The organism is Nocardia sp. NPDC056541 (genome assembly GCF_042794235.1).
In the GTDB taxonomy this organism is placed as follows: domain Bacteria; phylum Actinomycetota; class Actinomycetes; order Mycobacteriales; family Mycobacteriaceae; genus Nocardia.
This window is the reverse complement of sequence record NZ_JBHTUD010000001.1, coordinates 113203-135879: the sequence shown is the minus strand read 5'-3', so window position 1 is coordinate 135879 and position 22677 is coordinate 113203. Positions and strand designations below refer to the sequence as shown.

The 22677-nt window shown below is 67.1% G+C and carries 25 protein-coding genes and 2 pseudogenes; 16 read left to right on the top strand and 11 right to left on the bottom strand.

What is annotated here, in order from left to right; genetic code table 11:
• Window positions 1-11: 11 nt before the first annotated feature.
• Window positions 12-911, top strand: coding sequence for a universal stress protein (locus tag ACFQ9R_RS00545; protein WP_378987232.1), 900 nt, complete (start codon window positions 12-14; stop codon window positions 909-911).
• Window positions 912-989: 78 nt separating this feature from the next.
• Here the strand turns inward: ACFQ9R_RS00545 and ACFQ9R_RS00540 are convergent, their stop codons facing one another.
• The 3 genes from ACFQ9R_RS00540 to ACFQ9R_RS00530 all read right to left on the bottom strand — a co-directional run bounded on the left by ACFQ9R_RS00540 (window position 990) and on the right by ACFQ9R_RS00530 (window position 3477).
• Complete coding sequence (locus tag ACFQ9R_RS00540; protein ID WP_378987229.1) at window positions 990-1976, bottom strand: Acg family FMN-binding oxidoreductase; 987 nt, start codon at window positions 1974-1976, stop codon at window positions 990-992.
• A 73-nt stretch (window positions 1977-2049) separates the two neighbouring features.
• On the bottom strand, window positions 2050-2970 hold the full coding sequence (locus ACFQ9R_RS00535; RefSeq protein ID WP_378987226.1) for a universal stress protein: 921 nt from the start codon (window positions 2968-2970) through the stop codon (window positions 2050-2052).
• 120 nt (window positions 2971-3090) lie between these two features.
• Entirely contained in the window at window positions 3091-3477 is a 387-nt protein-coding gene (locus ACFQ9R_RS00530) for an SDR family NAD(P)-dependent oxidoreductase (protein WP_378987223.1), read from the bottom strand.
• Window positions 3478-3670: 193 nt separating this feature from the next.
• Here ACFQ9R_RS00530 and ACFQ9R_RS00525 point away from each other — a divergent pair, with 193 nt between their 5' ends.
• The gene (locus ACFQ9R_RS00525; RefSeq protein ID WP_378987220.1) at window positions 3671-4669 is read left to right on the top strand and encodes an Acg family FMN-binding oxidoreductase; all 999 of its coding nucleotides are present in this window, start codon (window positions 3671-3673) and stop codon (window positions 4667-4669) included.
• Entirely contained in the window at window positions 4647-5654 is a 1008-nt protein-coding gene (locus ACFQ9R_RS00520) for an Acg family FMN-binding oxidoreductase (protein WP_378987217.1), read from the top strand. The genes ACFQ9R_RS00525 and ACFQ9R_RS00520 overlap by 23 nt, the downstream gene beginning before the upstream one ends.
• Window positions 5655-5702: 48 nt before the next feature.
• Here ACFQ9R_RS00520 and ACFQ9R_RS00515 read toward each other — a convergent pair whose 3' ends face one another.
• Window positions 5703-6299: a TetR family transcriptional regulator gene (locus tag ACFQ9R_RS00515; RefSeq protein ID WP_378988444.1), complete on the bottom strand. Its 597-nt coding sequence runs from the start codon at window positions 6297-6299 to the stop codon at window positions 5703-5705.
• Here ACFQ9R_RS00515 and ACFQ9R_RS00510 point away from each other — a divergent pair.
• The 3 genes from ACFQ9R_RS00510 (at window position 6250) to ACFQ9R_RS00500 (ending at window position 8495) form a co-directional block, all read left to right on the top strand.
• Window positions 6250-6378 carry a hypothetical protein gene (locus ACFQ9R_RS00510; RefSeq protein WP_378988479.1) on the top strand — a complete coding sequence of 43 codons (129 nt, stop codon included), beginning with the start codon at window positions 6250-6252 and terminating at the stop codon, window positions 6376-6378. The genes ACFQ9R_RS00515 and ACFQ9R_RS00510 overlap by 50 nt on opposite strands.
• Window positions 6379-6588: 210 nt before the next feature.
• Complete coding sequence (locus ACFQ9R_RS00505; protein WP_378987214.1) at window positions 6589-7911, top strand: wax ester/triacylglycerol synthase family O-acyltransferase; 1323 nt, start codon at window positions 6589-6591, stop codon at window positions 7909-7911.
• A gap of 5 nt (window positions 7912-7916) precedes the next feature.
• Window positions 7917-8495 (top strand): hypothetical protein, encoded by a 579-nt coding sequence (locus ACFQ9R_RS00500; RefSeq protein ID WP_378987211.1) that lies wholly within the window; start codon window positions 7917-7919, stop codon window positions 8493-8495.
• A 206-nt stretch (window positions 8496-8701) separates the two neighbouring features.
• On the opposite strand, the gene ACFQ9R_RS00495 is transcribed toward ACFQ9R_RS00500, so the two are convergent.
• Together ACFQ9R_RS00495 and ACFQ9R_RS00490 are read right to left on the bottom strand one after the other, a co-directional pair.
• The gene (locus tag ACFQ9R_RS00495; RefSeq protein WP_378987208.1) at window positions 8702-9016 is read right to left on the bottom strand and encodes a hypothetical protein; all 315 of its coding nucleotides are present in this window, start codon (window positions 9014-9016) and stop codon (window positions 8702-8704) included.
• A 753-nt stretch (window positions 9017-9769) separates the two neighbouring features.
• Window positions 9770-10459 (bottom strand): TetR/AcrR family transcriptional regulator, encoded by a 690-nt coding sequence (locus tag ACFQ9R_RS00490; RefSeq protein ID WP_378987205.1) that lies wholly within the window; start codon window positions 10457-10459, stop codon window positions 9770-9772.
• 99 nt (window positions 10460-10558) lie between these two features.
• On the opposite strand from ACFQ9R_RS00490, the gene ACFQ9R_RS00485 reads away from it, so the two are divergent.
• Both ACFQ9R_RS00485 and ACFQ9R_RS00480 read left to right on the top strand, forming a co-directional pair.
• Window positions 10559-11473: an SDR family oxidoreductase gene (locus ACFQ9R_RS00485; protein WP_378987201.1), complete on the top strand. Its 915-nt coding sequence runs from the start codon at window positions 10559-10561 to the stop codon at window positions 11471-11473.
• Between the two features lie 39 nt (window positions 11474-11512).
• Window positions 11513-12190 (top strand): epimerase, encoded by a 678-nt coding sequence (locus ACFQ9R_RS00480; RefSeq protein ID WP_378987198.1) that lies wholly within the window; start codon window positions 11513-11515, stop codon window positions 12188-12190.
• A 261-nt stretch (window positions 12191-12451) separates the two neighbouring features.
• Here ACFQ9R_RS00480 and ACFQ9R_RS00475 read toward each other — a convergent pair whose 3' ends face one another.
• Complete coding sequence (locus tag ACFQ9R_RS00475; protein WP_378987195.1) at window positions 12452-12679, bottom strand: nuclear transport factor 2 family protein; 228 nt, start codon at window positions 12677-12679, stop codon at window positions 12452-12454.
• A gap of 291 nt (window positions 12680-12970) precedes the next feature.
• Here ACFQ9R_RS00475 and ACFQ9R_RS00470 point away from each other — a divergent pair, with 291 nt between their 5' ends.
• A complete protein-coding gene (locus ACFQ9R_RS00470) occupies window positions 12971-13246 on the top strand; it encodes a GlsB/YeaQ/YmgE family stress response membrane protein (protein WP_378988442.1) in 276 nt (91 codons plus the stop codon).
• Between the two features lie 180 nt (window positions 13247-13426).
• Here the strand turns inward: ACFQ9R_RS00470 and ACFQ9R_RS00465 are convergent, their stop codons facing one another.
• A complete protein-coding gene (locus ACFQ9R_RS00465) occupies window positions 13427-13999 on the bottom strand; it encodes a TetR/AcrR family transcriptional regulator (RefSeq protein WP_378987192.1) in 573 nt (190 codons plus the stop codon).
• Window positions 14000-14088: 89 nt separating this feature from the next.
• On the opposite strand from ACFQ9R_RS00465, the gene ACFQ9R_RS00460 reads away from it, so the two are divergent.
• Window positions 14089-14922 (top strand): oxidoreductase, encoded by an 834-nt coding sequence (locus tag ACFQ9R_RS00460; RefSeq protein WP_378987189.1) that lies wholly within the window; start codon window positions 14089-14091, stop codon window positions 14920-14922.
• Window positions 14923-14951: 29 nt separating this feature from the next.
• Here ACFQ9R_RS00460 and ACFQ9R_RS00455 read toward each other — a convergent pair whose 3' ends face one another.
• Window positions 14952-15236 (bottom strand): hypothetical protein, encoded by a 285-nt coding sequence (locus ACFQ9R_RS00455; protein WP_378987186.1) that lies wholly within the window; start codon window positions 15234-15236, stop codon window positions 14952-14954.
• Between the two features lie 483 nt (window positions 15237-15719).
• On the opposite strand from ACFQ9R_RS00455, the gene ACFQ9R_RS00450 reads away from it, so the two are divergent.
• Window positions 15720-16157, top strand: coding sequence for a DUF6086 family protein (locus ACFQ9R_RS00450; protein ID WP_378987183.1), 438 nt, complete (start codon window positions 15720-15722; stop codon window positions 16155-16157).
• Between the two features lie 543 nt (window positions 16158-16700).
• Here ACFQ9R_RS00450 and ACFQ9R_RS00445 read toward each other — a convergent pair.
• Entirely contained in the window at window positions 16701-17564 is an 864-nt protein-coding gene (locus ACFQ9R_RS00445) for an enoyl-CoA hydratase/isomerase family protein (protein ID WP_378987180.1), read from the bottom strand.
• A 92-nt stretch (window positions 17565-17656) separates the two neighbouring features.
• Here ACFQ9R_RS00445 and ACFQ9R_RS00440 point away from each other — a divergent pair, with 92 nt between their 5' ends.
• The 5 genes and pseudogenes from ACFQ9R_RS00440 to ACFQ9R_RS00420 all read left to right on the top strand — a co-directional run bounded on the left by ACFQ9R_RS00440 (window position 17657) and on the right by ACFQ9R_RS00420 (window position 20971).
• The gene (locus ACFQ9R_RS00440; protein WP_378987178.1) at window positions 17657-18037 is read left to right on the top strand and encodes a winged helix-turn-helix transcriptional regulator; all 381 of its coding nucleotides are present in this window, start codon (window positions 17657-17659) and stop codon (window positions 18035-18037) included.
• A 734-nt stretch (window positions 18038-18771) separates the two neighbouring features.
• Window positions 18772-18891: pseudogene (locus tag ACFQ9R_RS00435) on the top strand (IS30 family transposase); the annotation flags it as partial.
• Window positions 18892-19552: 661 nt separating this feature from the next.
• Complete coding sequence (locus ACFQ9R_RS00430) at window positions 19553-20410, top strand: GNAT family N-acetyltransferase (protein ID WP_378987175.1); 858 nt, start codon at window positions 19553-19555, stop codon at window positions 20408-20410.
• A 190-nt stretch (window positions 20411-20600) separates the two neighbouring features.
• Window positions 20601-20696: pseudogene (locus tag ACFQ9R_RS00425) on the top strand (short-chain dehydrogenase); the annotation flags it as partial.
• 65 nt (window positions 20697-20761) lie between these two features.
• Window positions 20762-20971, top strand: a complete 210-nt coding sequence (locus tag ACFQ9R_RS00420; protein ID WP_378987172.1) for a hypothetical protein — start codon at window positions 20762-20764, stop codon at window positions 20969-20971.
• Window positions 20972-22045: 1074 nt separating this feature from the next.
• Here ACFQ9R_RS00420 and ACFQ9R_RS00415 read toward each other — a convergent pair.
• A complete protein-coding gene (locus tag ACFQ9R_RS00415; RefSeq protein ID WP_378987169.1) occupies window positions 22046-22648 on the bottom strand; it encodes a TetR/AcrR family transcriptional regulator in 603 nt (200 codons plus the stop codon).
• Window positions 22649-22677: the final 29 nt, after the last annotated feature.

Below are 22677 nucleotides of genomic sequence, written 5' to 3'. Positions count from 1 at the left end.
GAGGAGCGATGATGAGCGACGAGCACCAAGCCGAACACCGGCCCAGGCCGGTGCTGGCGGCGGTCGACGGTTCCGCGAGCTCGTATCAGGCCGCCGCGTGGGCGGCAGCCGAAGCCGCCCTGCACCACCTGCCACTGCACATTCTCACCTCGGGCGCGGTCCAGACCGGGTTCGGGCCCGGGATGTCACTGGGTGAGGCGGACCTGGAGTGGCTGCGCGTCGACGCCGAGCGGGTCGTCGGGGAGGCCGAACGCGTCGCCCGCGCCGCGGTGCCCGACGAGGACCTCGCGATCACCACCGAGGTGAGTTTCGAGCTGGCGGCGCCGCTGCTGATCGAGCGCTCGACCTCGGCGCAGATCCTGGTGGTCGGCAGTCGCGGGCTCGGCGCGTTTCAGCGCGGTCTGCTCGGCTCGGTCAGCCGCGCCGTGGCCCAGCACGCGCATTGCCCGGTGGCGGTGATCCACGGCATGGCCGGGATCGATCCGGTGTCGGCGGCGCAGCCGGTACTGGTCGGCGTCGACGGCAGCGCCAACAGTGTGCCCGCGGTGGAACTCGCCTTCGACGAGGCGTCGCGGCGCAAGGTGGAGCTGGTCGCGTTGCACGCGTTCAGCGATTCCAGCGCGCTGGATCTGCCCGCGTTCGGGTGGGAAATGGGCAGGCAATCGGCTGAGGCCGATCTCGCCGAGGCACTGGCGGGTTACGCAGAGCAGTATCCCGACGTGCCGGTCCGCCGCATCGTGGTCGCGAACCGGCCGGTGCGCTCGCTGCTCGACGAGTCGGCTTCGGCGCAGTTGCTGGTGGTCGGCAGCCACGGTCGAGGTGGCTTCTCCAGCATGCTGCTCGGGTCGACGAGCAACGCGCTCCTGCATTCGGTGGAGATCCCGACGATCGTGGTCCGCAGCAGGCTGTGACCAGCGAACGGCTCGGCGAAATACTAAGGCGGCCAACGGAATCCGGTGGCCGCTTTCGCCTGTGTCGTCGTGGTCTGGTCATTGCACCGTGAGAATCTCGGCGAGTGACCTCCGCGGAGTGGGAGGTGGTTGCTGGTCGTCGGGAGCGGTCCCGATCCGTATGACGACCTGCGGAATGCCGGGATGGCCGATCAGGCTGCTCAGTAGCCGCCGTCCCGCGGTGAGCTCGGTGATGTGGGTGAGCGCGCAGCTCGACATCCCCGACGCGGTGCATTCGAGCAGCACCGCCGACAGCGCCTCCCCGGTGTGCAGCCACGTCGGCGGTGTCTCCTCCGTCGCTGTCAGCACGACCAGGCGGGCGTGATCGCGCAGTTCGCCGCGTCTGGCCGAGGGGCCCGGCTTCGGAAAGGCCCGGGCGACACCCACTCTGGCCTGCTCGGAGGCCGAGACCAGCGCCGAGGGCGGCACCCCCTCCGGTGTGCTGGGATGACCCGACCACCAGTGGAGTTCGCCCTGATAATCCATGTCGTAGCGGCGCAGGGCCGCGGACTGCTCGGAGGCGACCGACAGGCGCTCGCGGGCGTCCTCGTCGAGGACATCGAGGGTGACCTCGTGCGGCGAGACCAGATCGTCGAGGGCCAGCCGGACCGATCCCCACCCGATGGGTTCGGCCATCGGCAGCCGGTCGGTGTAGCGGCGGGTGATCGCGTCGGCGCGGCGGAAGACGCCCATCGGCGGGTCCGGCCACGGCTGGAACTCGAGGGTTGCCAGCAGCTCCGGCCGGGTCGGGTCGGGCAGCCGCAGGGTGTCGGTGCGCCAGCCCTTCGCGGCGAACGCGGTCCGCACGTGGTGCAGTGCCGCACCGCAGCTGATCACCGCTTGACGCGCATGCGGATCGGCGGCGGTGAGCTGACGGTCGTGGTCACGGAACAGGTGCAGCCGGGTGCCGTCGAACACCCACCGCCACGGCTGGGTGTTGTGGACCGACGGTGCGCGGCACCCGAGGCGGATCGCCGCTCGGATCATGGGATGGTCGGGGACTGCGGTGGCTCGTTCATCGCTCATACCAGCAAGTCTCGTCCTTGCCAGGTATTTGCCGAGACGGTCTTTGCGCCCGTTCGATGGGGACCTAATGCCCTCATCGCCCGGGTCGGTCGTGGTGCACGACCATGACGGGGCACTCGGCGTGCTGCACCAGCCAGTTGCTGGTCGAACCGAGCAGCAGACCACGGAACCCGCCCCGCCCTCGGCTGCCGACGACCAGGAGCTGCGCGGTTCGCGACCATTCGGCCAGCCGTTCGCGCGGTCCGTACACCTCGACCTCACGGCGCACGACGACATCGGGGAATCGCTCGGTCCAACCGGCGAGCCGTTCGGCCAGCAGTGCCGCTTCGGCGGTCTCGAAGTCGGCGATCGGCACCGATAGGTAACTGGCACCACCGAATTCGCCGCCCGAGAGATCACTCCAGCCGTGCACGGCGACCAGTTCCGCTCCGCGCAGCGACGCTTCGGCGAACGCGGCGCCGATGGCGGGCTCGCCGACATGACTGCCGTCGACACCGACCACAACCGGTCCGGTCCGGCTGTCCGGGTCGGGGCCGCGCACGATGACGACCGCGCCCTGCGCGTGGGAAGTCACCGCGAGCAGCGTCGACCCCAGGTGGGCGATCGAGCCCGCCCACGGCGCGACCCCGAGGACGACCAGATGCGCGTGCGCCGACGCCGCGATGAGCGTCCGGGCCGGATTGCCGTTGGCGAGCTCGGTGGTGACGGTGATCGCCGGGGCGATGGCGTGCGCCTGCTCGCGAGCCTCGGTCAGTACGCGTTCGGCGGCGAGCCGGATGTCTTGCATCGTGGCGTAGATGAACGCGTCGTAGGCGCTGCGCGGGGTGCGGTCGGCGATCGGCGCGGTGCAGTGCACGATGTGCAGCGCGCGTTCGCGGGCGGCGGCAGTGCGGGCTGCCCAGCGCACGGCGGCGGCGGATCCGTCCGATCCGTCGATTCCGACGACCACCGCGGCGGACGACACCAGGTGCGGGTTCTCGCTGTACTGAGTCATGGTCGGCCTTTCTGGCTGGTGGGCTGATCGCAGGCCGACGCTACGGACTCGGCGCGTGCGCCCGCGGTGTCCACGCCGGTGCGGTGTGCTGAAATCGACCGGGAAAACCGGGTGCGCCGGTCAGGCGGGCAGCACGAGTGCGGCCCGGTGCGTACCGAGCCAGGCGCCGGCGAGGTTCACGTCGAGGACGTGGCGGAACTGTGCCGGTGATTCCGACTCCACACCGCCGAAGTCGAGAATGCCCGCGTTGTTCACCAGCACCGCCAACGGCCCGAACGTCGCTTCGGCGTCGTCGAGCACGCGCCGCCACTGGTTCTCATCGGTGACGTCGAGATGGCGGAACACCGCCTGGGAGCCGAGTTCGGCCGCGGTGGACCTGCCGTCCCGGTCGAGTATGTCAGCGACGAACACCCCGGCGCCGGACTTGACGAGGGTGTGCGCGACGGCCGCGCCGATACCGCGCGCCGCACCGGTGACGACGACGCTGCGTCCATGCAGATCGAACACGATGATCGAACCTTTCCTGTGGGGGTACGGCTCCTTCTCAGCCTGCTCGCCCCGGCCACGCCCAGGAAGTGCTGCATGGCAGGCCGACGGGTGACCTGAAGTCCTTCCGAACGGGGTCGTCGTGCCCTTATCCGTGCCTCGCGCTGCTGCGATCGTGGGGAGGACGGATCGTTTCGACGAAGGACGGACACCCATGGAACGCGGACTGCCTGACGACGACACCGTGAAGGCGGCGCTGGTGCTGTCCGGGCGCGCCCCGTCCGTGCACAATGTGCAGCCCTGGCGCTGGCGCGTCGCCGACCACAGCATCCACCTCTATCTCGACACCGGCCGCGCGCTGCCCGCGACCGATCCCGACTACCGCGACATCGTGATCAGCTGCGGTGCGGCCCTGCATCACCTGTCGGTGGCGCTGACGGCGATGGGCTGGGCGCCGGTGATCCGCCGGATCCCCGACCCCGCCGCGCCCGATCACCTGGCGGCCTTGACCCTGGTACCGCACCGGCCCACCGCGCTCGACATCGAGCTGAGCAAGGCCATCACCGTCCGGCGGACCGACCGGCGCCATTTCACCTCGTGGCCGGTACCGCCCGGCTACCTCGGTCTGTTCACCGAGAGGGCCGCGGTACTGGGTGCGGTGGTACGCCGGATCGGCGACCGGGAACGGGTGAAGGCCGCTGCCCGGCAGGCGGACAGAATTCACGCCGCCGACGAGTCCTATCGGTTCGAACTCGCGATGTGGTCGGGCAGGCACAGCAGCGCCGACGGCGTCCCCGCCCGCAATGTGCCGCCCGGCGGGCCTGCCGATGACTTCCCGCCCCGGGCGTACGCCGCCGCCGAATTCACCGATCCGGCAGGCGGACCCGATCACGCCGAGTTGCTGGTGATCGGGACCGGTGCCGACGATCGGTTGTCGCGGTTGCGCGCGGGGGAGGCGATCAGCAGCGTGTTGCTGACGGCGACCGGAATCGGACTCGCTACCTGCCTGCTCACCGAACCGCTCGAGGTCGCCACCGAGCGCGCGGAGATCCGCAACGACCTGCTGTCCGACACCATCTATCCGCAGGCGTTCCTGCGCGTCGGATGGGCGCCGGACAGCGCCGACCTCCCTCCCGAAACGCCACGGCGACGGATCGAGGACCTGATGATCGGAGAGGACGAGGTATCCGATGACCAGCAGCTCCAGCCCTGACATCGACACTGTCCGTACCGTTTTCGGCCACGCCTCGCGCGCGCCGTCGCTGCACAACAGTCAACCGTGGCGCTGGCGGTGGGACGGCACCACCGCGGCGCTGTCCGTCGACCCCGAGCGGCTGCTCCCCGCGACCGACATGTTCAACCGCGAAGGCGTGCTCGGGGCCGGGGTGATGCTGAATCACGCCGAAGTCGCGTGGGGTGCGGCGGGGTGGCAGACCCGGGTGACCACGTTCCCTGACCCGGCCGTCCGCAGCCACCTCGCCTCGCTCGAACCCGTGTGCCCGCACGACCCCACCGAACCGGAACAACTACTCGGCGACGCGATCGAACGGCGCTATAGCGACCGGATGCCGATGTCGGAGCCGTCGGGTTGGCAGACCACGTCCCAGATTCTGGAGTTCATCGCCGGCCGATCCGGCACGACCACAACCTTTCTCGACCCGGCCGCGTCGGCCGCACTGCACCAGATCTCGGCGATGACCGCCGGATTCCGTCGCTACGACCCCAAGTACCAAGCAGAGCTGAGCTGGTGGACCGCGGGCCCCGACGCGGGCCGAGCCGGCCTGCCCGCCGCCGTGCTGCCGACCACCCTCGACCGATCCCGCATACCGATCGGGCGCGAATTCCCGGCCGGGACAGCGGGTCCGGCCGGAGACGGCAATGACGAGGCGATGGTCGCGGTGCTGTCCACCACCGGAGATGCGGCGACCGACCTGCTCGACTGTGGACGTGCGCTCTCGGCCGTGCTGCTCGAGTGCACGGCGCAGGGCCTCTCGACCTGCGCCATCTCCCACGTCGTGGAACTTCCGTCGGCCAGAGCCAAGGTGGCCGAACTTGTCGGACAGCGTTACCCACAGGTGCTGGTGCGAATCGGCTGTGCGCGCACGGAACCGCCACCGCGTACCCCTCGCCGGCCCCTCGACAGTTTTCTCGAGAACAGCCTCGCCGACGACACCTCAGACGCCCGCCGACCAGGCTGACCAGTTCCGATGACGGGAATAGGGCCTGATTCGAAGGGACTTTATCCTCTATTTGCCCGTCGATTGCGGATGGTGGGATCGGGGCCCGTGAAACGCTCTGCCCCAAGGATGTGAGGTTCTCAGGTGACAACTGAAGTTCTCCGATATCGCCCCCGAACTCTCATGGCGACGAGCGAGCTGTATGTCATCGCCCGGCTCGACTTCGGTGACGCCGCGGCCGATCTCTACAGCAGCGAGGTCTATTGCGACCACGCCGACGACGGCGCGATCTCCGCCCGCACCACCGCGAGCTGGTCGCGGTCCCTGCCCCTCGCGCCGAACATGCCGACCGACCTGGATGGACTCGACCGAACGCTGGCCACGGCCGGCTACTACCGCACCGGCGACTGGCGCGTGCGGGTCACGGCCAGCGGCGCCGTGCGCTACTTCGCCGACGCCACCTCCGGACATCGAGGAGCAGATGACCGGCATCTTGATCACCCGCAGCCCCGGCTCGATTTCGGCAGGCCGGTGCGGTAGAACTGCACGCCCGTGATCAGCGCTCGCACCAGCCCGGCATCGCGAGCGGTCGCTGAAGTAGCGGTACACCGTGCCGATGCTGACGCCGGCCGCCACCGCGATCCGGTTGGTCGAGGTCTCGGTGATCCCGCGCTCCCCGAACAGCTCCGGCGCGGCGTCGAGAATCTGGTTCCGGGTCGCCTTGGCTCGATCCTGCGTGGGCTGACGGCGAGGACGAGGAGGCACGCGGTACTCCTTACCGTTCACGACACTCCAGCCGCAGCACAGCGTATGTGACGGGCCGCAGGGCAGAGTCGTTCGGCAGTCGGTGATGGACCATCTGCTCTTACCGTCCCCGACCGCCCGGCGTGAGGATTGATGTAGGTCCCCGCCGCGGTGACCGGCCCACCCAATCGTCTACTTCGAGGTCGATCTGATGACTGAGCTGCATCCTCTGGATTCGGGGTTCATGGAGTTGGAGGACACCGACCGGCACATCAGCCTCGGCATCGGTGCCGTCGCGATTATGGCGGGACCGGTGCCGACCCGCGCGGAGTTCGACGCCATCCTCACCGACGCGCTCGACCGCAACGAACGTCTCCGGCAGCGAGTCCGCACTTCGCCGCTGGAGCTGAAGGCCGCGGTGTGGGAGGACGACCCCGATTTCGCACTGGCTCACCACCGCCGGTGGACGGCCCTGCCTCAACCGTGTGACGAACCGATGCTGCGCGAGCTCGTCGCCACCGAACTGGCGGAGCGGTTCGACCGCGATCATCCGCTGTGGCAATGCGTGGTCATCGAGCATGTGGCCGGCGGACGCTGGGCCTTGCTGCTCAAAGCCCACCACAGCATGGTCGACGGCGTTTCGGGGATCGCGTTGTTCGAACGGCTCTGTGATCCGCCGCCGGGTGGTGACCGGAAACCTGTGACGGCACAGCGCAGTTCGCGAACCGGCCGCGTGGCCGGCACTCTCCGGTTGCCGTTGACGGTGCCTCGGCTCGCCTTCTCGATGGTGCGCGGTCTGGTCCCGGTCGTCACCGCGGCGCTCACCCCGACGGCATCGTCGTCGCTGAACGGTCCCATCGGCAGGCAGCGGCGATTCGCGGTCGCCAGGGCGTCGCTGACCGAAGCTCGCGAGATCGGCGGGGTCTTCGGCGTCACGGTCAACGATGTGGTGCTGGCCGCCATCGCGTCGGCCTATCGGGCGGTGCTGTCCCGGCGCGGTGAGGAGCCGACGGCCGGAAAGTTGCGGGTGCTGGTTCCGGTGTCCGTCCGGCCGCCCGGCGACGAAGACATCGCCGACAACCGTGTCTCGGTGATGATCCCCTTCCTGCCGATCGAGCTCACCGATCCCGTCGAACGGCTCGCCACCGTGCACGAACGCGTCGCTCGGCACCGCGCGAAAGGCGAGGCCGAGGCGGAGAAATCGGTGCTGGCGATGGCTGAATGGCTACCCCACGCGGTCGTGGCACGAGCTTTCCAGCTGGCCGGGCACTTCCCGCAGCGCAGCGTCGCCGCCCTGGCGACCAATGTCGTCGGCCCGCGCCGGGTGCTGTCGTTGCGGGGACGCGAGGTGCTGGAAATCCTGCCCTGCATCCCCATCGCGATGCGCCTGCGCACAACGATCGCCATCCTCAGCTATCACGATCAGCTCGTCTTCGGGATCACCGGCGACTACGACACCACCCCCGATATCGACGCGATCAGCGCGGGCATCGAGCAGGCGATAGCCGAATTGCTGGCCCGGGCAAGGGAGTGATCGCGATGACGTCGTCGACATTCCGGACCGACGCGGTGTTCTCGCGCGTGGCGCGCTGGTGGCGGTGCCGCCCGTGGAACACCAACTCGCTGATGCGATGGCCGGATCGGCTGGGCGCCGCGGTGCGGTTGCTCGCCGTCGTCGTCGTGCTGGCCGCGGTGCCGGTGGCCGGTGCGGTCGGCAGCGTCGCCTACTCCGACGACGCCGCGCGGATCCGCGTCGAGCACGCGCAAACGACTGCCGTCGAGGCACTGGTGCTGGACCGGCCCGAATACACTTCACTACATATCCGGCAGGCCGAGGTGACCTGGACCGGTGCCTCAGGGCCGGTCGTGGCCACCGTGCCGGTCAGTCGCACGGTCGACAAGGGTGATCGAATCTCGGTGTGGCTGAACCGATCCGGCGACCCGGTGGACGCACCGAGGCCACCGATCGCCGCGGTCATGAACGCGATCGGTGTCACCGTGCTGATCATGGCCGGTGCCGGGCTGGCTGCGTGGTGCTCGATCACCTGCGCGGAATGGTTCGCGACCCGGCGTCATTTCGCGGCTTTGGACCGCCAGATGCCGCAACTGGACCGGTGAACGAGCACCCTTGCGGCACAGTCGATCCCAGAGCTCAGCGGGCGCTTCAACCTGCGTGCGAACGCACCGCCACGCTCGGCGAGCGCCCAGGGATTCCCGGACTCGACCACCGGCCTTCGCTCAGGGCGACGACGTGGTCAGCGGCCATGATCGTGTGCAGACGATGCGTCGCGACGATAACGGTCCGCTGACCGGCATATGTTCGATCATGGCGGCGGCTTGTTGTTGAACTTCCACGAACCGTAGCTCGACAAGCAGAGGGTGGTCTCCTTGTGAGTGTTGAGGTAGGACGTTGTGTGGCGCGGGCAGCTGTCGTCACTGTGGTAGCCAGGGTTGATCTGAAGGACCCTGTCGACCAAGTCGTCATCCGGCTGCGAATCGCACGGCACAACCTTGTAACTCTCCTCGTAGGCACCGGATTCGCGGAAGACGCAGTCCCCGACTTTCGCGTTCTCGATGGCGTCAGCAGGATAGCTGGTAGGAGCGCAGGCCACGGTCATCACTGTCAGTGCGATCCCCATGACACCCCAGAGCCGTGTCATCAATGTGTGAATTCCCCTCATCACTCGGCAAGGATGGAATCGTATGTCGCGCATCGCCAGCCTGGTCCACGATCGGATCGACCAGCGCACGAACAAGCGCACTGCGGCGAACCCGAAGGCCCACTGACTGTTCCCGGGCCCGCGCGCAGGCCAACCGCTCCGGCCCGGAACGTTCGGCCGGCAATCTTCCATCGGCCGGCGTCCCTGCCATCCCGGCCGCGTCTCGGCCCTGCGGCAATTCCTCCTGCAAGCACCGGCACCGGGCGTCGCCGACACTCTCGGACTCCACTACACCACCCCGCTCACCGCCACCGCGAACACGCCGTCGACTCCTGGAAGGCGCCACGGACCGAACACCGATGGAAAGCGCTGGTGGACTCGAGCTATGCGCTGCGCGCTGTGGGTGCGTCGAGCTAGCCGTTCAGCTCGAGACGAGCGTCCTGCCCTACCTGGATCGAGCGCGCAGACCGGGCCACCGCGAAGGCCTCGTGGCGACGGTGTAGGCCAAACAGGTCGTACGCGGGCTTATCGCAGACCTCGGTGGGATCGAGACTGCCCGGGCCGCCCGTCTGGTCATCACCACGGGTAAGCAGAAGAGCCGCCACCCCTCACCGGCCACGGTTCTGCGGATCCCGCGAGACCGCGACCAGAAGGCCGCGGTGGCCGCCGGATCCGAGGCGGGCGGCGCGGGCTGACTGCCGCGATCCTGGGTGAGCCGCCGGCCGGTCGACGCTACGGGCGAAACAGGTCGGTGGGCCGATCGTGCTGCCGGACGATCAGACCGGAGATCGCGACTGCGGCGGTTCGGCGCACGACATCGATGAAGTTCACCCGCATCGCCGCCAGCGCGGGATCGGAAGCGTAAGCGGCGGTCATCGCGTCGGAAGGGTGACTGCACGGCCAGGCGGCCATGGCCATCAGCAGAGTCGTCTCGATCAGCGTGCCCGCCCCGGTATCGCCAAGCTCGGGCACCTGCCTGCAGATCAGGGCTCGGAGCGCGCTCAGCGATCGCTGGGCGGCATGTTTGTGGCCGATGGCCAGGTCGGTGGAGATGTTGCGTTCGAGAACGGCGCCCTGGGCGCTGAGCAGATCGCACAGCACCGGCCGGGCGGCCAGCGACGTGGCGAGCAGCGTGGCGAGCTCGTCGCCACGCTCGGTCACCGACCCGGTACCCGAACCCACCGTGCGATCGAGTTCGCCGATCCACTCCTGTAATTCGGTGTCGAGCAGTTCGAGCAGGATGGCTTCGCGGGACTCGAAGTAGCGCAGCACGTTGACCTTGGCCAGGCAGGTGCGGCGGCTCAGTTCGTTGAGGCTGAGCTTGGCCACCGGTGTCTCGCGCAGCATCGCGGCCGCGGTGTCCAGGATCTGGCGCCGGCGCTGGGTGCGCTGTTCGTCGGTGCGGGCTCGCTGGAAAGTCACCACCCAAGACTAAAGTACCGCCGGTTCGTTGACAACAAACCGGTGGTACTTTACCGTGGGCCCCACACAAGATACCGGCAGTACTTAAAGGAGTTCACGATGTATCAGGTCCCCGACCAGCACGGAAAGCTCGCCGTCGTCACCGGCGCGAACAGCGGCACCGGCAAAGAAGCCGCCAAACGTCTCGCCGGAGCCGGTGCCGAGGTCATCCTGGCGGTGCGCACTCCCGCCAAGGGCCATCAGGCCGCCGCCGAGATCCGGGCCGCTCACCCCGATGCCCAAGTCCAGGTTCACCGGCTGGACCTGGCCGACCTGTCGTCGGTGCGGTCGTTCACCGCCGCGCTGAGCGCCGACGGCCGCCCCCTGGATCTGCTGCTCAACAACGCCGGGGTGATGAACGTGCCCCAGCGCACCGAAACCGCGGACGGCTTCGAGCTCCAGCTGGGCAGCAACTTCCTCGGTCCGTTCGCCGTGACCACCGGCCTGCTGCCGCTGCTGCTCGACGCACCCGCACCCCGGGTCGCCACGATGAGCAGCGGAACCGCCAACCGCGCGAAGATCGATTTCGAGGACTTGCAGTCGGTGCGCGACTACAGCCCGACCCGCGCCTATGCCCAGTCCAAGCTGGCGGACATGCTGATGATGGTGCACCTGGCCGAACTCGCCGAACAACGCGGCTGGAACCTGGTCTCGGCCGGCGCGCACCCCGGCTACACCCGCACCAACCTGATGACCTCCGGTCCCACCCTCAACGGCGGCCGCCCCGGCCTGCTCGAGACGATCGCCTACAAGATCGTGCCCTCCCAGGCCCCGGAACAGGGCGCCGAGCCGCTGCTCTACGCCGCGACGAGCCCCGACGCGGTCTCCGGCGGCTACTACGGACCCCGATGGGCGATGGTCGGCCCGACCAAGCCCGTCGCGCTGCCGCGACCCGGCCGCGACCGAGCGACCGCTGCCCGGCTGTGGGCCGAAGCCGAAAATCTCACCGGTGCGGCGATTCCCGGCCCTCGCTGACATCCACGCACGATCCCGACACACTCGAGGAGTCAGAACATGAAAGTGGCGATCTTCGGCGCGAGCGGCCTGATCGGCGACGGGTTCCTCCAGGAAAGCCTGCGCGCCCACGACGTCACCGAGGTCCTCACGATCGGGCGCACCCCATCGGGGCTCACACACCCGAAACTGCGCCACCTCACCCACAGCGACTTCACCGACTTCACCGGCCTCGGCAACGAACTCGCCGACATCGACGCCTGCTTCTGGGCCCTGGGCGTCTCCGCGAGCCTGGTCGACGCCGCAGAGTACGAACGAATCACCTACGGCTACACCAGCATCGCAGCCCAGTACATCGCTGCCACCCGCCCCGAGGCCACCTTCGTCTACGTCTCCGGCGGTGGGACCGACAGCACAGAACAGGGCCGGAGCCGGTGGGCCCGGGTCAAAGGCCGCACCGAGAACCTGATCATCACGACCTTCCCCAAGGGATACGCTCTACGGCCAGGATTCGTCCTGCCCGCACACCACAAGCGCTCCAACACCACGGCCTACCGCTGGGGCGCGACCGCCATCACCCCGCTGATCCCGTTGCTACGGCGACTCGGGCCGGCACCGGCCCTGATCACCGACACCGGACAGCTCGGCCGAACCGCGCTCCACCTCGCCCGCCACGGCTGGCCCGACCACGTCCTGGAAAACCGGGCCATCACCGCAGCCGCAGCACCACACCCATGACCGGACCGTTCAGCACCTGCTCACCGAAGGAATCCGGGACAGCTGAACACGACTTCGAGCACCATTGAAACGACTTCGAACATCGACAGTCGACGCCACTTATCGCTCGGGTCACACCGCCAATGCCACTGTCGCGCTGGGTGTTCGGAAACGGTCGTTTTCCGAACACCGCCAGGCGTCGTTCAGAGCACAGTCCTACCTAGCAGCACGCCGTAATTTGTCGGGCGTCCGGCGAGTGGAGCGGCGAATCAGTCGGCGCGTTCACGCCTGCCCGACCTCGAATCGGCTGATCGGGCCGTCCTGGGTGGTGAAGCGCCAGGCAGTGCGCATCGCTCCCCAGCGGTCGTTGGTGTAGTCGGCGACGAATTCGGCCGGGCTGGCGACCGATTCGACCTGCATCCGGCCGTTGGTGGAGAAGACCTCCGAATCCGTCCACTGGGTGAGGTCCCGGTCGTTGCCGTCGTCGCTCATCGTTGCGTCGGCGGTCAACAGCCCGAAGCAGGCGTACGAGTGTCGGCGCTTTCGAACTGAGAGGCATGACACAACCTCGAATTCCCTTTTCCGGCAGCATCAAATAGGCGAGTGGTCCGCTCGACTCCACGGTCGGCGAGGCCGTGGAGCTACCAGGCGCAAAACGGCCATGCCAGTTGCCACGGCGTTTCCGGCCAACGACTCGCGGGACTGCCGCTTCGGCTGATTGGCTGCGCTATGCCGGGGTATGCCGCGATCGGACGAGCGCACCGGATGCTCGTCAGCACATTCGGACGATGGGAGCAGGCCATGCTCGGTCTAGGTATTCTCGGATGGATCATCATCGGCGGACTCGCCGGATGGATCGCCAGCAAGATCATGAAAACCGATGCCCAGCAAGGAATCCTGCTCAACATCGTCGTCGGTGTCATCGGCGGTCTGCTCGGGGGATTCCTGCTCGAACTGCTCGGGGTGGACGTCGAAGGTGGCGGACTGTGGTTCAGCTTCTTCACCTGCATCGCCGGCGCGGTCGTTCTGTTGTTCCTCGTCAAGCTGGTCACCGGCCGCCGTGGAGCCTCGCGATAGCCCTGCCCGGCTCCGATATCGGACGCGCGGCCCGAAGCCTTTGGCTTCGGGCCGTTTTCGGATGTCGTGGGGCGCGCATTCGACCTGAACGATCGGCGTCGCGGTCTCGAGGCGCACGCGGTGGCGGGAGGGTCAGTGGCTAGAACGCGCCCAGCTCAGGGTCGCGACACTCCGGGCTGATCAACCAACCGTTCGGGTGTGGGCACTCAGGCCGGGCAAGACCAGCATGAGCCAGCGTTCGCGCGCGGCGGGGGACCGGTCGATCGGAGCAGTGGAGAACAGCAGGTAGATGTCGGCGACGGTGACATCGGGGTGGACATTGCCGTCGACTTGCCCGGCGCGGATGAGCGTGGCCAGTGCGGCGCCGGCGCGCTGTTCGTCGGTCTGTACCCGGAGATCGGCGCCGAGGGTCTGTGCCGCTGCTTTGGCAGCGTGATTGATGGCCGAGACCTCCACGACCCGTCGCAAGAACGCCGTGATCTCGTGCGTGGCGTCCGCGCCGCCCGCGACACGATCGCGCGCCGCTTCGGCGTCATCGGCGACCTGGGCCACATATTCGGCCACGATGGCGGTGACCAGGTCTGCCTTGGTCGGGAAATGACGGTAGAGGGTGCCGACGGCAACCCCGGCCGCAGTCGCGATCTCGTTCATCCCCACGTCGGGTCCGTGCGTGGTGATCTGTTCACGGGCGGCGGACACGATCTTGCCGCGGTTGCGGATCGCGTCGGCGCGCTGCGGTCTGGCCTCGGTCATGAACTTCTCCCACAGGGTCCTTGCGTGAAGATGAATACTCGTTCACGATAGAACATGAATTGTTGTTCACCTTACCGACAGGAGACGACATGACCGACAAGATCGCCCTCGTCACCGGAGCCTCCTCCGGTATCGGCGAAGCTACTGCCCGCAAACTCGCCACCCTCGGCTACACCGTCTACGGCGCCGCCCGCCGCACCGACCGGCTACAGAAACTGGCCGCCGACGGGATCCGCCCGCTGGCCATGGACGTCACCGACGACGCCTCCGTGCGCGCCGGTATCGAACTCGTCGTGGCCGAGACCGGGCGCATCGACGTGCTGGTCAACAACGCCGGATACGGCTCCTACGGTGCGGTCGAGGACGTGCCACTCGACGAGGCCCGCTACCAGTTCGAGGTCAACGTCTTCGGCGCCGCGCGCCTGGCCCAGTTGGCCCTGCCGCACATGCGTGAACAGCGCAGCGGCACCATCGTCAACATCACCTCCATGGGTGGCAAGATCTACACCCCGCTCGGCGGCTGGTACCACGGCACCAAATTCGCTCTCGAAGGGCTCAGCGACTGCCTGCGGCTCGAGGCCAAGCCCTTCGGCGTCGACGTGGTCGTCATCGAACCCGGCGGTATCCGTACCGAGTGGGGCGGCATCGCCGCCGACCACTTGCGCAAGGTCTCCGGCGACGGCCCCTACTCGGCCCAGGCTGAAGCGGTGGCCGCCTCATTGGGCCCGCAGGCCACCGTCGCCCGCCTTGGTTCCCCGCCGGAGGTGATCGCGGACGCGATCGGCAAGGCCGTCACCGCCCGCCGACCCAAGACCCGCTACCAGGTCGGGTTCGGTTCCCGACCACTGATCTTCCTGAAATGGTTGCTGCCCGACCGTGCCTTCGACGCACTTATCAAGCGCGCCACCGGTATCCGACACTGAATGCGAGCCGTCGCGCCGACGGGTATCGACTAGGAATCGGCGGCTGTGTGGCTGTTCGTATCGGGGCGGGTGGTTTCACCCGCGAGTCCGTGATAGACGATCTCCCGCACGGTTCGGGTGAGCCGTTCGAAGGCCTCGGGAGCGGGGTCGCGGAGTTGGTACATCGCCGCAGCGAGCAGCATGCCGTTGACCGCGCGGGCAGCGGCTTCGACATCGAGATCGGCGCGGAAGTAACCCGCGTCGACGCCGTGCGGCAAGTAGGCGCTCTGGAGCAGGGCGGCGGTGTCGTAGAAATCCAGGACACGTTCGGCCATCTCGTCGTCGATGGCTGCCGCTTGTAACAGCAGGAACCGCGCCGCGCGACTCTTCCCAGCAGTCAGCCGTTCTGCGTGGGCGTTCAGCCACGGCACCGACGGGGATGCCGCGGGGCCCCGCACAGGCGAGTTCGAACCCGATCCTGGCTGAGTAGTGGGAAGAATGCGAGGTGGACGGTGGGAACCGCAACCGGCGAACTGCACGAACAAGATCGCTGCACCGATTCGGCCTCGAAGCGACCTGTCTTTCGACGAGGGCCAGCCAGGTTCTCGACCGAATTCGAATTCGAAGCCGGCTACCCGGATCTCGGCGTGCGTGATGGGCAAGGTTGCCGGGTAGGTTGTCGGTGGGGGTGGTTCAGGGTGGGGATCGTTATGTCGGTCGATGATGTCGCGCGATCGCGGTATCCGTTGTTGGCGGTGCCGCATTTCGGGTGGTTTTGATTCGCCGAGTGTGTCGATCAGTGACAGGCGGGCGGTCGGATGAGTCAGTACTACGAGATGGACGGGACCACACTGTGGAATCCCTCGAACGGCGTTTCGCGGCTGTTCTTGAACCATGTGGGATTCTTCGAGGAGGAACTCGGTGTTCCCTCGGGGATCGGCCCGATGGAATCGGACGTGTGTGAGGTCACTCCTGTTGTACTGGAGGTGTTTTTGGCGACCGTCCTAGCCTGGCGTGGCCGTACCGACCACGCTGTTGTGCAGGCGCTGTCTGACGGCTTTCTCGCCACATTGTTGATCATATCCGAGCGGGCCGGCATCACCACGTCTTGGGATGCTCTGGGCGCCTGTGGAACGGGTGGAATGCATGACGTGCAGGTACGTTCGAGCCCACTGGCCAGCCACGGCGGCGGGTTCGAATGGAGCGTCACTGTTCTTGAGCGTGCACGTCAGCTCGACAGCTTCATGGGCAGCTAGCGCGTCTGGCCGCACGGTAGTCGGCAGAAGCGGATGTTCGTGACCGTGCGATAAGCGGCATGAGGGGGCGTTTGGCAGCGCACACGGCTCGACGAGTTCGCCCGGCTGGCCGGCGAAGGCGTCCTGGCCGTATCGGTCGCCCGCACCTACACTCTCGACCAGTTCCACAAGACTGCCAAGCTCAGCCAGTCCCGTCGGTCCGGCGGCAAGCTCACGCTCGTCCTGTGACCGCCTTGCCTCCTGGCCAGGCAATCCCTCCGCCGCGATCGCGGCGACAGATTGCCGTCGTGCTCCAGATCTCCACATCGGCAGCATCGCACGGACGGTTGCTCCCCACCGGCAACGCTCGGCCCGACCACTGTCGCCTTCACCGCGGTGTGAGCGGACGTTCCTTCCGATGACGTCCTGACACCGGAGCGGTTGCACGCCAGGACTAATCGCCCCATGATTCCCCCCGCCGAGTCGCCGTCACCGACCACACGAACCCGAACCGCATTACTCACCCATTCCGTCGCGGTCGCGTCTCACCGTAGTGGCCGGGTCCTATCCGGCCAGGCCCCGGAGCAGACCTTCCAGGTCGCGCTCGCCCGCGCGGGTCTGGGCGCCGTTCGCCATTCCGCCGCGGATCAATCGCTCGGCCGCGGGACGAGCGAACGTGCCCGCCCAGGCGAGGTGCTCGCGCAGCAGGCCCTCGCCGAGGTCCTCGGGGGCGACGGCACGCTTGGCCGCCGCGATCACCCCCTCGGGCAGGGCCGCGATGTTGCGGGCGAGGCGGTCGACGAGGTCGTCGAGCTCATCGGCGGGAACAGCCCGGTTGACCCAGCCGTAGCGCTGTGCGTTCTCGGCGTCGAACAGCTCGGCACCCAGCACCGCCTCCAGCGCGCGGTGCCGCCCAACTCGGGCGGCCAGGTACTGGGTGCCACCACCACCAGGGACGATGCCCATGAGCGCTTCGATCTGACCGATCCCTGCGCGACCGATCGCCGCGAACGACATATCCGCGGCCGCAACGAATTCCGCTCCGCCGCCGCGCGCGATCCCGGCGAGTTTGACAATGGTCACCTGGGGTTGGTGCCGGAGCAATTCACCGAGGGCTTGGAAGACGTTGACGCCGTCAGGCAAATCGGCCGCGATTTCCGCGAAAGCGTTGGGTGTGTCGACCAGCGACATGTCGACGTGCGCGATGAAGAACTCCGGGTCGGCGCTGTCGAACACGATCACCCGAATCGAATCGTCGTCCCGGACTGCGGCCAGCAGGTTCCGCAGGTCGCTCATCAGGGCTACGTTCAGCACGTTGACCGGCGGGTTGTCGAGCGTGACGTAGGCGATGCCTGCCGCACGGCGCACTCGCAGGGTCGTGTAGGTGTCATGGTTCATGGAGATCTCCGATTCGTACCCGATAGGCATCTAGGTTCCTGATGCATACTTACCCTGCGGCGACGGGAGACCGGCGTCAATAACGCACTTTCAGCATCGTAAGGATTGCGGAGGATACCGATATGACCAGCTCCGACCCCGGGGTCGTCTTCCGATCCGACTGCCCGAGCCGCCCGATCCTCGATCAGATCGCCGACAAGTGGTCGATGATGGTGATGGCGATCCTTGACGAGCCCCGTCGGTTCAACGAGATCAAGCGCCGCCTCGACGGTGTGACCCAGCGGGTCCTGACCCAGACCCTGCGGCGGCTGGAACGCAACGGGATGATCGTTCGCCGCGTGCTGGCGACGTCCCCGGTCGGGGTCGAGTACTCGCGCACCCCGCTCGGCGAATCCCTGCGGGAACCGTTCGACCGGCTGTACGCCTGGACGGTGGCCAATGCCGACGAAATCCAAGCGCGCCAAATCGATTACGACCGAAGGGAACCCGCGCAGTACCTGTGATAAGAAACCATCCGAAATTCGAAAGACCTGGTGCGCGTTACGTTTTAGTCACCGCACGGCAGTGCCGATGTGGTCGAACATCACCGGACGGCAAAGTTGCGACTGACAGGCTCAGCCGAAGGGTATGCAGCGGCTGCTGAACACATACCTGGTCCGGCGACCGTGGGCCTGGTCTCAGGTCCACGAGCACGGTAACGGGGTCGGCGGATTCGACCTCGATGTCGGTGTCGGGCATGGCCGCCAGGCCGACGGCATCGACTGCTCACATCGCGTAAACGGCAGGCCCGCTGAGGATCGGGACCCGGTGTCGGGTCGGCGTGCCCAAGAACGGATAGGCCGACGCAACCTCGCTATCGCCGTCGAGGCGAACAACATCGGACTCGTGCAACCGTCGCGTCGCCGCGGCGAGTGAAATATCGTGCCCGGCAAGAACTTCTGCTGGTTCTGGCACCGTGGGTGGGCGTCCTCGTTCGGTGAATCCTCGAGGGGTAGAGCTGACACGCCAGACTGGGCACTGATCCGGCCGTCGCGAAGGGGTCGCGGCCGTCGATCAGCAGGGTCGGTGAGTCGGTCATCCCGGCCGATACGGCGTGTTCGGCGTCGCGCACGATGTGGTGCACGATCCCGACTTCGACCGGCCACTGCTCAGCAATGCGGTTCTCGAGCACCGGCACATTCGGGCAGTCGGGGACCTGGACGGTGTCGATGATCTGCGTGATCTGCTGGCGTGCGTTCTCTCCGTCCACGACCCGGCGCGTCTGGATGCGGTCGCTACACAGCTCAACGGGCGACCACGCAAAACGCTCGGCTGGGAAACCCCAGCCGAGCGTTTGCATAAACTGCTCGCGGCCTGAACAACTGACCATGTGTTGCGACGACCCCTAGAAATCGCCGATCGACCTGCGGTCGAATTGGGGCAACCTGGCAGATCGGGGCTGGGATGGCGCAAACCCGTCGCCGTTCTGCTGCTCGAACACCGAGGTTGCGGCAGCGTCACCCGCTACACCACCTAGTGCTCCGCTGTCGCGGCAGTGAGCGCGCCGTTGGGCGATGTCGACCATGATGGGCTGACAGCTCAACGGATCTACCCGCAGGCTTCGGACCGCGGGCACTCCGTACGCCATTAGGTGAACAGAAAATCCGTCACCGGATGGGCGGTGCCCGCCACACGCCGCTCGCGATACTGCCCGACCAACCCGTCGAGCCGCTCCAGGTGCGCACGCGTTGCGGCCTGCCACTCGAGTAGGTAGTACCCGCATTTCAAGGGAGTGGTCGAGGTCGTTGTGCAGGCTCACCTGCCATGCTCCCGCACCGGCTTGCGGTGGCTGGTTCGCCCTGAACCCGGGTCCGAAACGGCGACTTGGATGTGGTTTCTCGATCGGGAAGCCGCGTTCCCGGTGTTGCTCGGGGATGCCTCGAAAGTGAATACAGAATCCATGATGTTGCCTGTCGGGAGCGCCTCCGGTGGTGGCGCTCGCGCCGATATGTGGCGAGCCCGCAGCTACCGTGGAGGCTATGCCAACTGCTGTGCACCCCGCAGATCTCGTCATCACCCGGGCCACGCCGGACGAGTGGGCCACCGTCGTCGAGTGGGCCGCGGCCGAAGGATGGAATCCGGGGGAGGCTGATCGCGGCGCGTTCTTCGCCCAGGATCCGCACGGATTCTTCCTCGGGCGGGTCGACGGGGAACCCGCCACGGCGATCTCGGTGGTGAACTACGGCGACACCTATGCCTTCCTCGGCTTCTACCTGGTCCGACCCGATCTGCGCGGACGTGGCTTCGGGATTGCCACGTGGCGAAAGGGGCTCACCCACGCGGGTGCCCGTGTGGTCGGGCTCGACGGGGTCGTGGACCAGCAGAACAACTATCGCCGCAGCGGATTCGAACTCGCCTATCGTAGTGCGCGTTTCGGCGGTGTCGCGACCATGCCCGCACCGGACGGGACCGTTCGCGTCCTGCTGCCCGATGAGGTGGGTGATGTGCTCGCCTACGATGCGCGTTGCGTTCCCGCGGCCCGGCCGATGTTTCTGGCGCGTTGGCTGACCGAGCCGACGCACCGCACCTTCCTGCGGATCGTCGACGCGACCCTCACTGGATTCTGTACTGTCCGCCCCGCCCGCGACGGTTGGCGGGTCGGCCCGCTGTTCGCCGACACGGTCGACGACGCGCGCCAATTGCTCGCTGCGTGCGCGCGAGCCTCGGACGGCGCGTCACTGGCGGTTGATGTGCCACTGGGTAACGAACCGGCGGTGCTACTGGCCGAGACGGCAGGCCTCACACCCACGTTCGAGACCGCGCGCATGTACACCGGTGGCGTCCGAAACCATCTCCAGGACAGAGTTTTCGGTGTCACTTCCCTCGAACTCGGGTGAGGCCACAGGACACATCCTGATCTACGCGAGGCCGTCCGCGCGCCTGTGTGGCGCGCCGCAACGGCGATTTCTAGGGGTCGTCGCAACACGTGGTCAGTTGTTCAGGCCGCGAGTAGTTTATGCAAACGCTCGGCTGGGGTTTCCCAGTCGTGCGTTTTGTGTGGTCGCCCGTTGAGCTGGCGCCTCCAAGCACGCGGTCATCGGGTTCACTGAGTCGGTACGTGACGAACTCACGAGCACCGGTGTGACCGTGACCGCGGTCCTGCCGTCGGTCGTGCGCACCGATCTGGTCGCCGGTGTGCAGCTCGACGGGGTGCTGCCAACCGTACGCCCGAACGCGTCGCCGAAGCCATGGTCGCGTCTTGTCGCCACGGGCGCACCCTGGTCGCGGTGCTGGGTTGGATGCGCGTCTACGAATTGGCCGCCGCGGTCCTGCCCGACCGGGTTACGGCGGTCGTGCGCGGTCACTTCACCCGCGACCGGGTGCTGCACAGCCTCGGCCTCGGCGCCCGTGCCGACTACGACGCCCGCGTACGCCGCGACGCCGACACCGCTCTCTGACCTGACAAGGAAGTCAGCAATGACGCTGCGACACACACTCTTCGGCGCGCTGAGCACCGCCCTGACCGTCTGCCCTGGCCTGCTAACCGTGCTCCCCGCGCGAGCGGGGATGAGCCCGTCGACCGGACGTTCAGCGGCTGCCTCCACAGAAACCCCACAGTTTTGACCGGAATCAATGGGAATTCATGCGATTCGTTGAGAAGAGTCGTTTCTCGGAAACCCTTGGTACTGAGCACTATTGGGAACTGATGAGTAGGTTCTGGACAACTGGAACCCGTGCCAGGTGGTCGCAGGTTCAAATCCTGTGGGTCTGGTAGGCCAGCACTTCTGTCTGGGTCCGGGCTGTTGTCCAGTTCTGCAACGCTGCTGATCGCCATCAGTTCGAACCTGCTGGTGTGAGGTCGGCGATGCCTCGCGCGGGTGGGCGACGAAGATCTGTGCGGTTGCGGGCAGTGCATCGGCGCCCGGAAGCGGGGGACTTGTCGGCTGGAGCCCGAGCGGTCCGGTCGTTGTCGGCGGTCGGCTGGTCGGGCGTCTCGCTCAACCGAGATCCGGGCGGCCTCTCGCTGATACATTTTTCAGACGAAGAAGGCCCCGATCAAATGATCGAGGCCTTCTTTGCGTGTCCGGAGGGCGATTCGACCACTACGCACACCAACTATCCCAGCAGACGTCGTTGGTGGTGGGCTGACGCATGCGGTGGGGAGGCCTTAGACGGTTGGTTCCCATGACGGTGGCCGTGCCGATACGCTGTGAACGCCAACCATTAGCTTGTATCAAGCCTGTGCGCGGCCGATTACCCAATCACGAACGCCCCGCACTCGTCACCGCCGATTTCAGCCGGTCAATGCGCCGCGCATTCCCTGAATCGTCGTTACCGAGCGTCCAAGTCGTCATGCCTTGGTAGCCGGCGGCACAAGCCGCTGGTTGTAGCGGTACATGGATGTCGCGGCAGCCAAGGGTTGGGACGGGCGCACTAGCTTGAAGGAGTCGTGGCATTCGGCACGCTCGATGTCGGCACAGGGAGACCGCCCGGCCTTGGTAGCGAAGGTCGGTCTGGTTTTCGTACGGTCTTCAGTGGCGTGCGGCGCCGATGATCAGCCCGCCGAGCAGGGCGCGCGCCAGCTCTGCCGCTCGCGCGCGACTGAGGGTGAGATCGGCGGATTCGGCGATCGTGAGCGACATTTCGGTGAGGGCGCCGTAGAAGGCGCTGGCAAGCAGTTCGGGCGGGTGCGGGTGGATATGGCCGGCATCGAGCAGGCGTTGGGCGCCTTCGATGACGAGCCCGATGAGGTGGCGCTGGTCGACTTCACGCCAGCGTCGCCAGCCCAGCGCGATGGGGCCCTGCAGCAGCACGATGTGGCGATACGCGGGTTCGGTGCAGATATCGAGGAAGGTTTCCATCGCGCGCTCGATGCGTTCCACTGGATCGGTCGAGGAGTCCAATGCGGCTCGGATACGTTGTGCCGCTTGTTGTTCCAGGTCATCGACGACCGCCTCGAACAGCCCCTTCTTGCCATCGAAGTGGTGATAGAGCGCGCCGCGGGTGAGGCCGGCGGCCCGCACCAGCTCCTCTGCCGACAGATCGGTGTACTCCCGTTCGGCGAACAGGCGAGCCCCGGTCTCGAGCAGCGTCTGCCGAGTGTTCTCGACGTGCTTGTCACGCAAAGACTCCATGCGCTATGTTTAGCACATACAGTGTGTAT

What these genes read in the sequence shown, in the direction of transcription:
- ACFQ9R_RS00545 (WP_378987232.1), top strand. Translation starts at nt 12, where the DNA reads ATGAGCGACGAGCACCAAGCCGAACACCGGCCCAGGCCGGTGCTGGCG.
- ACFQ9R_RS00540 (WP_378987229.1), bottom strand. Translation starts at nt 1,976, where the DNA reads ATGAGCGATGAACGAGCCACCGCAGTCCCCGACCATCCCATGATCCGA.
- ACFQ9R_RS00535 (WP_378987226.1), bottom strand. Translation starts at nt 2,970, where the DNA reads ATGACTCAGTACAGCGAGAACCCGCACCTGGTGTCGTCCGCCGCGGTG.
- ACFQ9R_RS00525 (WP_378987220.1), top strand. Translation starts at nt 3,671, where the DNA reads ATGGAACGCGGACTGCCTGACGACGACACCGTGAAGGCGGCGCTGGTG.
- ACFQ9R_RS00520 (WP_378987217.1), top strand. Translation starts at nt 4,647, where the DNA reads ATGACCAGCAGCTCCAGCCCTGACATCGACACTGTCCGTACCGTTTTC.
- ACFQ9R_RS00510 (WP_378988479.1), top strand. Translation starts at nt 6,250, where the DNA reads ATGCTGACGCCGGCCGCCACCGCGATCCGGTTGGTCGAGGTCTCGGTG.
- ACFQ9R_RS00505 (WP_378987214.1), top strand. Translation starts at nt 6,589, where the DNA reads ATGACTGAGCTGCATCCTCTGGATTCGGGGTTCATGGAGTTGGAGGAC.
- ACFQ9R_RS00500 (WP_378987211.1), top strand. Translation starts at nt 7,917, where the DNA reads ATGACGTCGTCGACATTCCGGACCGACGCGGTGTTCTCGCGCGTGGCG.
- ACFQ9R_RS00495 (WP_378987208.1), bottom strand. Translation starts at nt 9,016, where the DNA reads ATGGGGATCGCACTGACAGTGATGACCGTGGCCTGCGCTCCTACCAGC.
- ACFQ9R_RS00485 (WP_378987201.1), top strand. Translation starts at nt 10,559, where the DNA reads ATGTATCAGGTCCCCGACCAGCACGGAAAGCTCGCCGTCGTCACCGGC.
- ACFQ9R_RS00480 (WP_378987198.1), top strand. Translation starts at nt 11,513, where the DNA reads ATGAAAGTGGCGATCTTCGGCGCGAGCGGCCTGATCGGCGACGGGTTC.
- ACFQ9R_RS00470 (WP_378988442.1), top strand. Translation starts at nt 12,971, where the DNA reads ATGCTCGGTCTAGGTATTCTCGGATGGATCATCATCGGCGGACTCGCC.
- ACFQ9R_RS00465 (WP_378987192.1), bottom strand. Translation starts at nt 13,999, where the DNA reads ATGACCGAGGCCAGACCGCAGCGCGCCGACGCGATCCGCAACCGCGGC.
- ACFQ9R_RS00460 (WP_378987189.1), top strand. Translation starts at nt 14,089, where the DNA reads ATGACCGACAAGATCGCCCTCGTCACCGGAGCCTCCTCCGGTATCGGC.
- ACFQ9R_RS00455 (WP_378987186.1), bottom strand. Translation starts at nt 15,236, where the DNA reads ATGGCCGAACGTGTCCTGGATTTCTACGACACCGCCGCCCTGCTCCAG.
- ACFQ9R_RS00450 (WP_378987183.1), top strand. Translation starts at nt 15,720, where the DNA reads ATGAGTCAGTACTACGAGATGGACGGGACCACACTGTGGAATCCCTCG.
- ACFQ9R_RS00445 (WP_378987180.1), bottom strand. Translation starts at nt 17,564, where the DNA reads ATGCCTATCGGGTACGAATCGGAGATCTCCATGAACCATGACACCTAC.
- ACFQ9R_RS00440 (WP_378987178.1), top strand. Translation starts at nt 17,657, where the DNA reads ATGACCAGCTCCGACCCCGGGGTCGTCTTCCGATCCGACTGCCCGAGC.
- ACFQ9R_RS00430 (WP_378987175.1), top strand. Translation starts at nt 19,553, where the DNA reads ATGCCAACTGCTGTGCACCCCGCAGATCTCGTCATCACCCGGGCCACG.
- ACFQ9R_RS00420 (WP_378987172.1), top strand. Translation starts at nt 20,762, where the DNA reads ATGGTCGCGTCTTGTCGCCACGGGCGCACCCTGGTCGCGGTGCTGGGT.
- ACFQ9R_RS00415 (WP_378987169.1), bottom strand. Translation starts at nt 22,648, where the DNA reads ATGGAGTCTTTGCGTGACAAGCACGTCGAGAACACTCGGCAGACGCTG.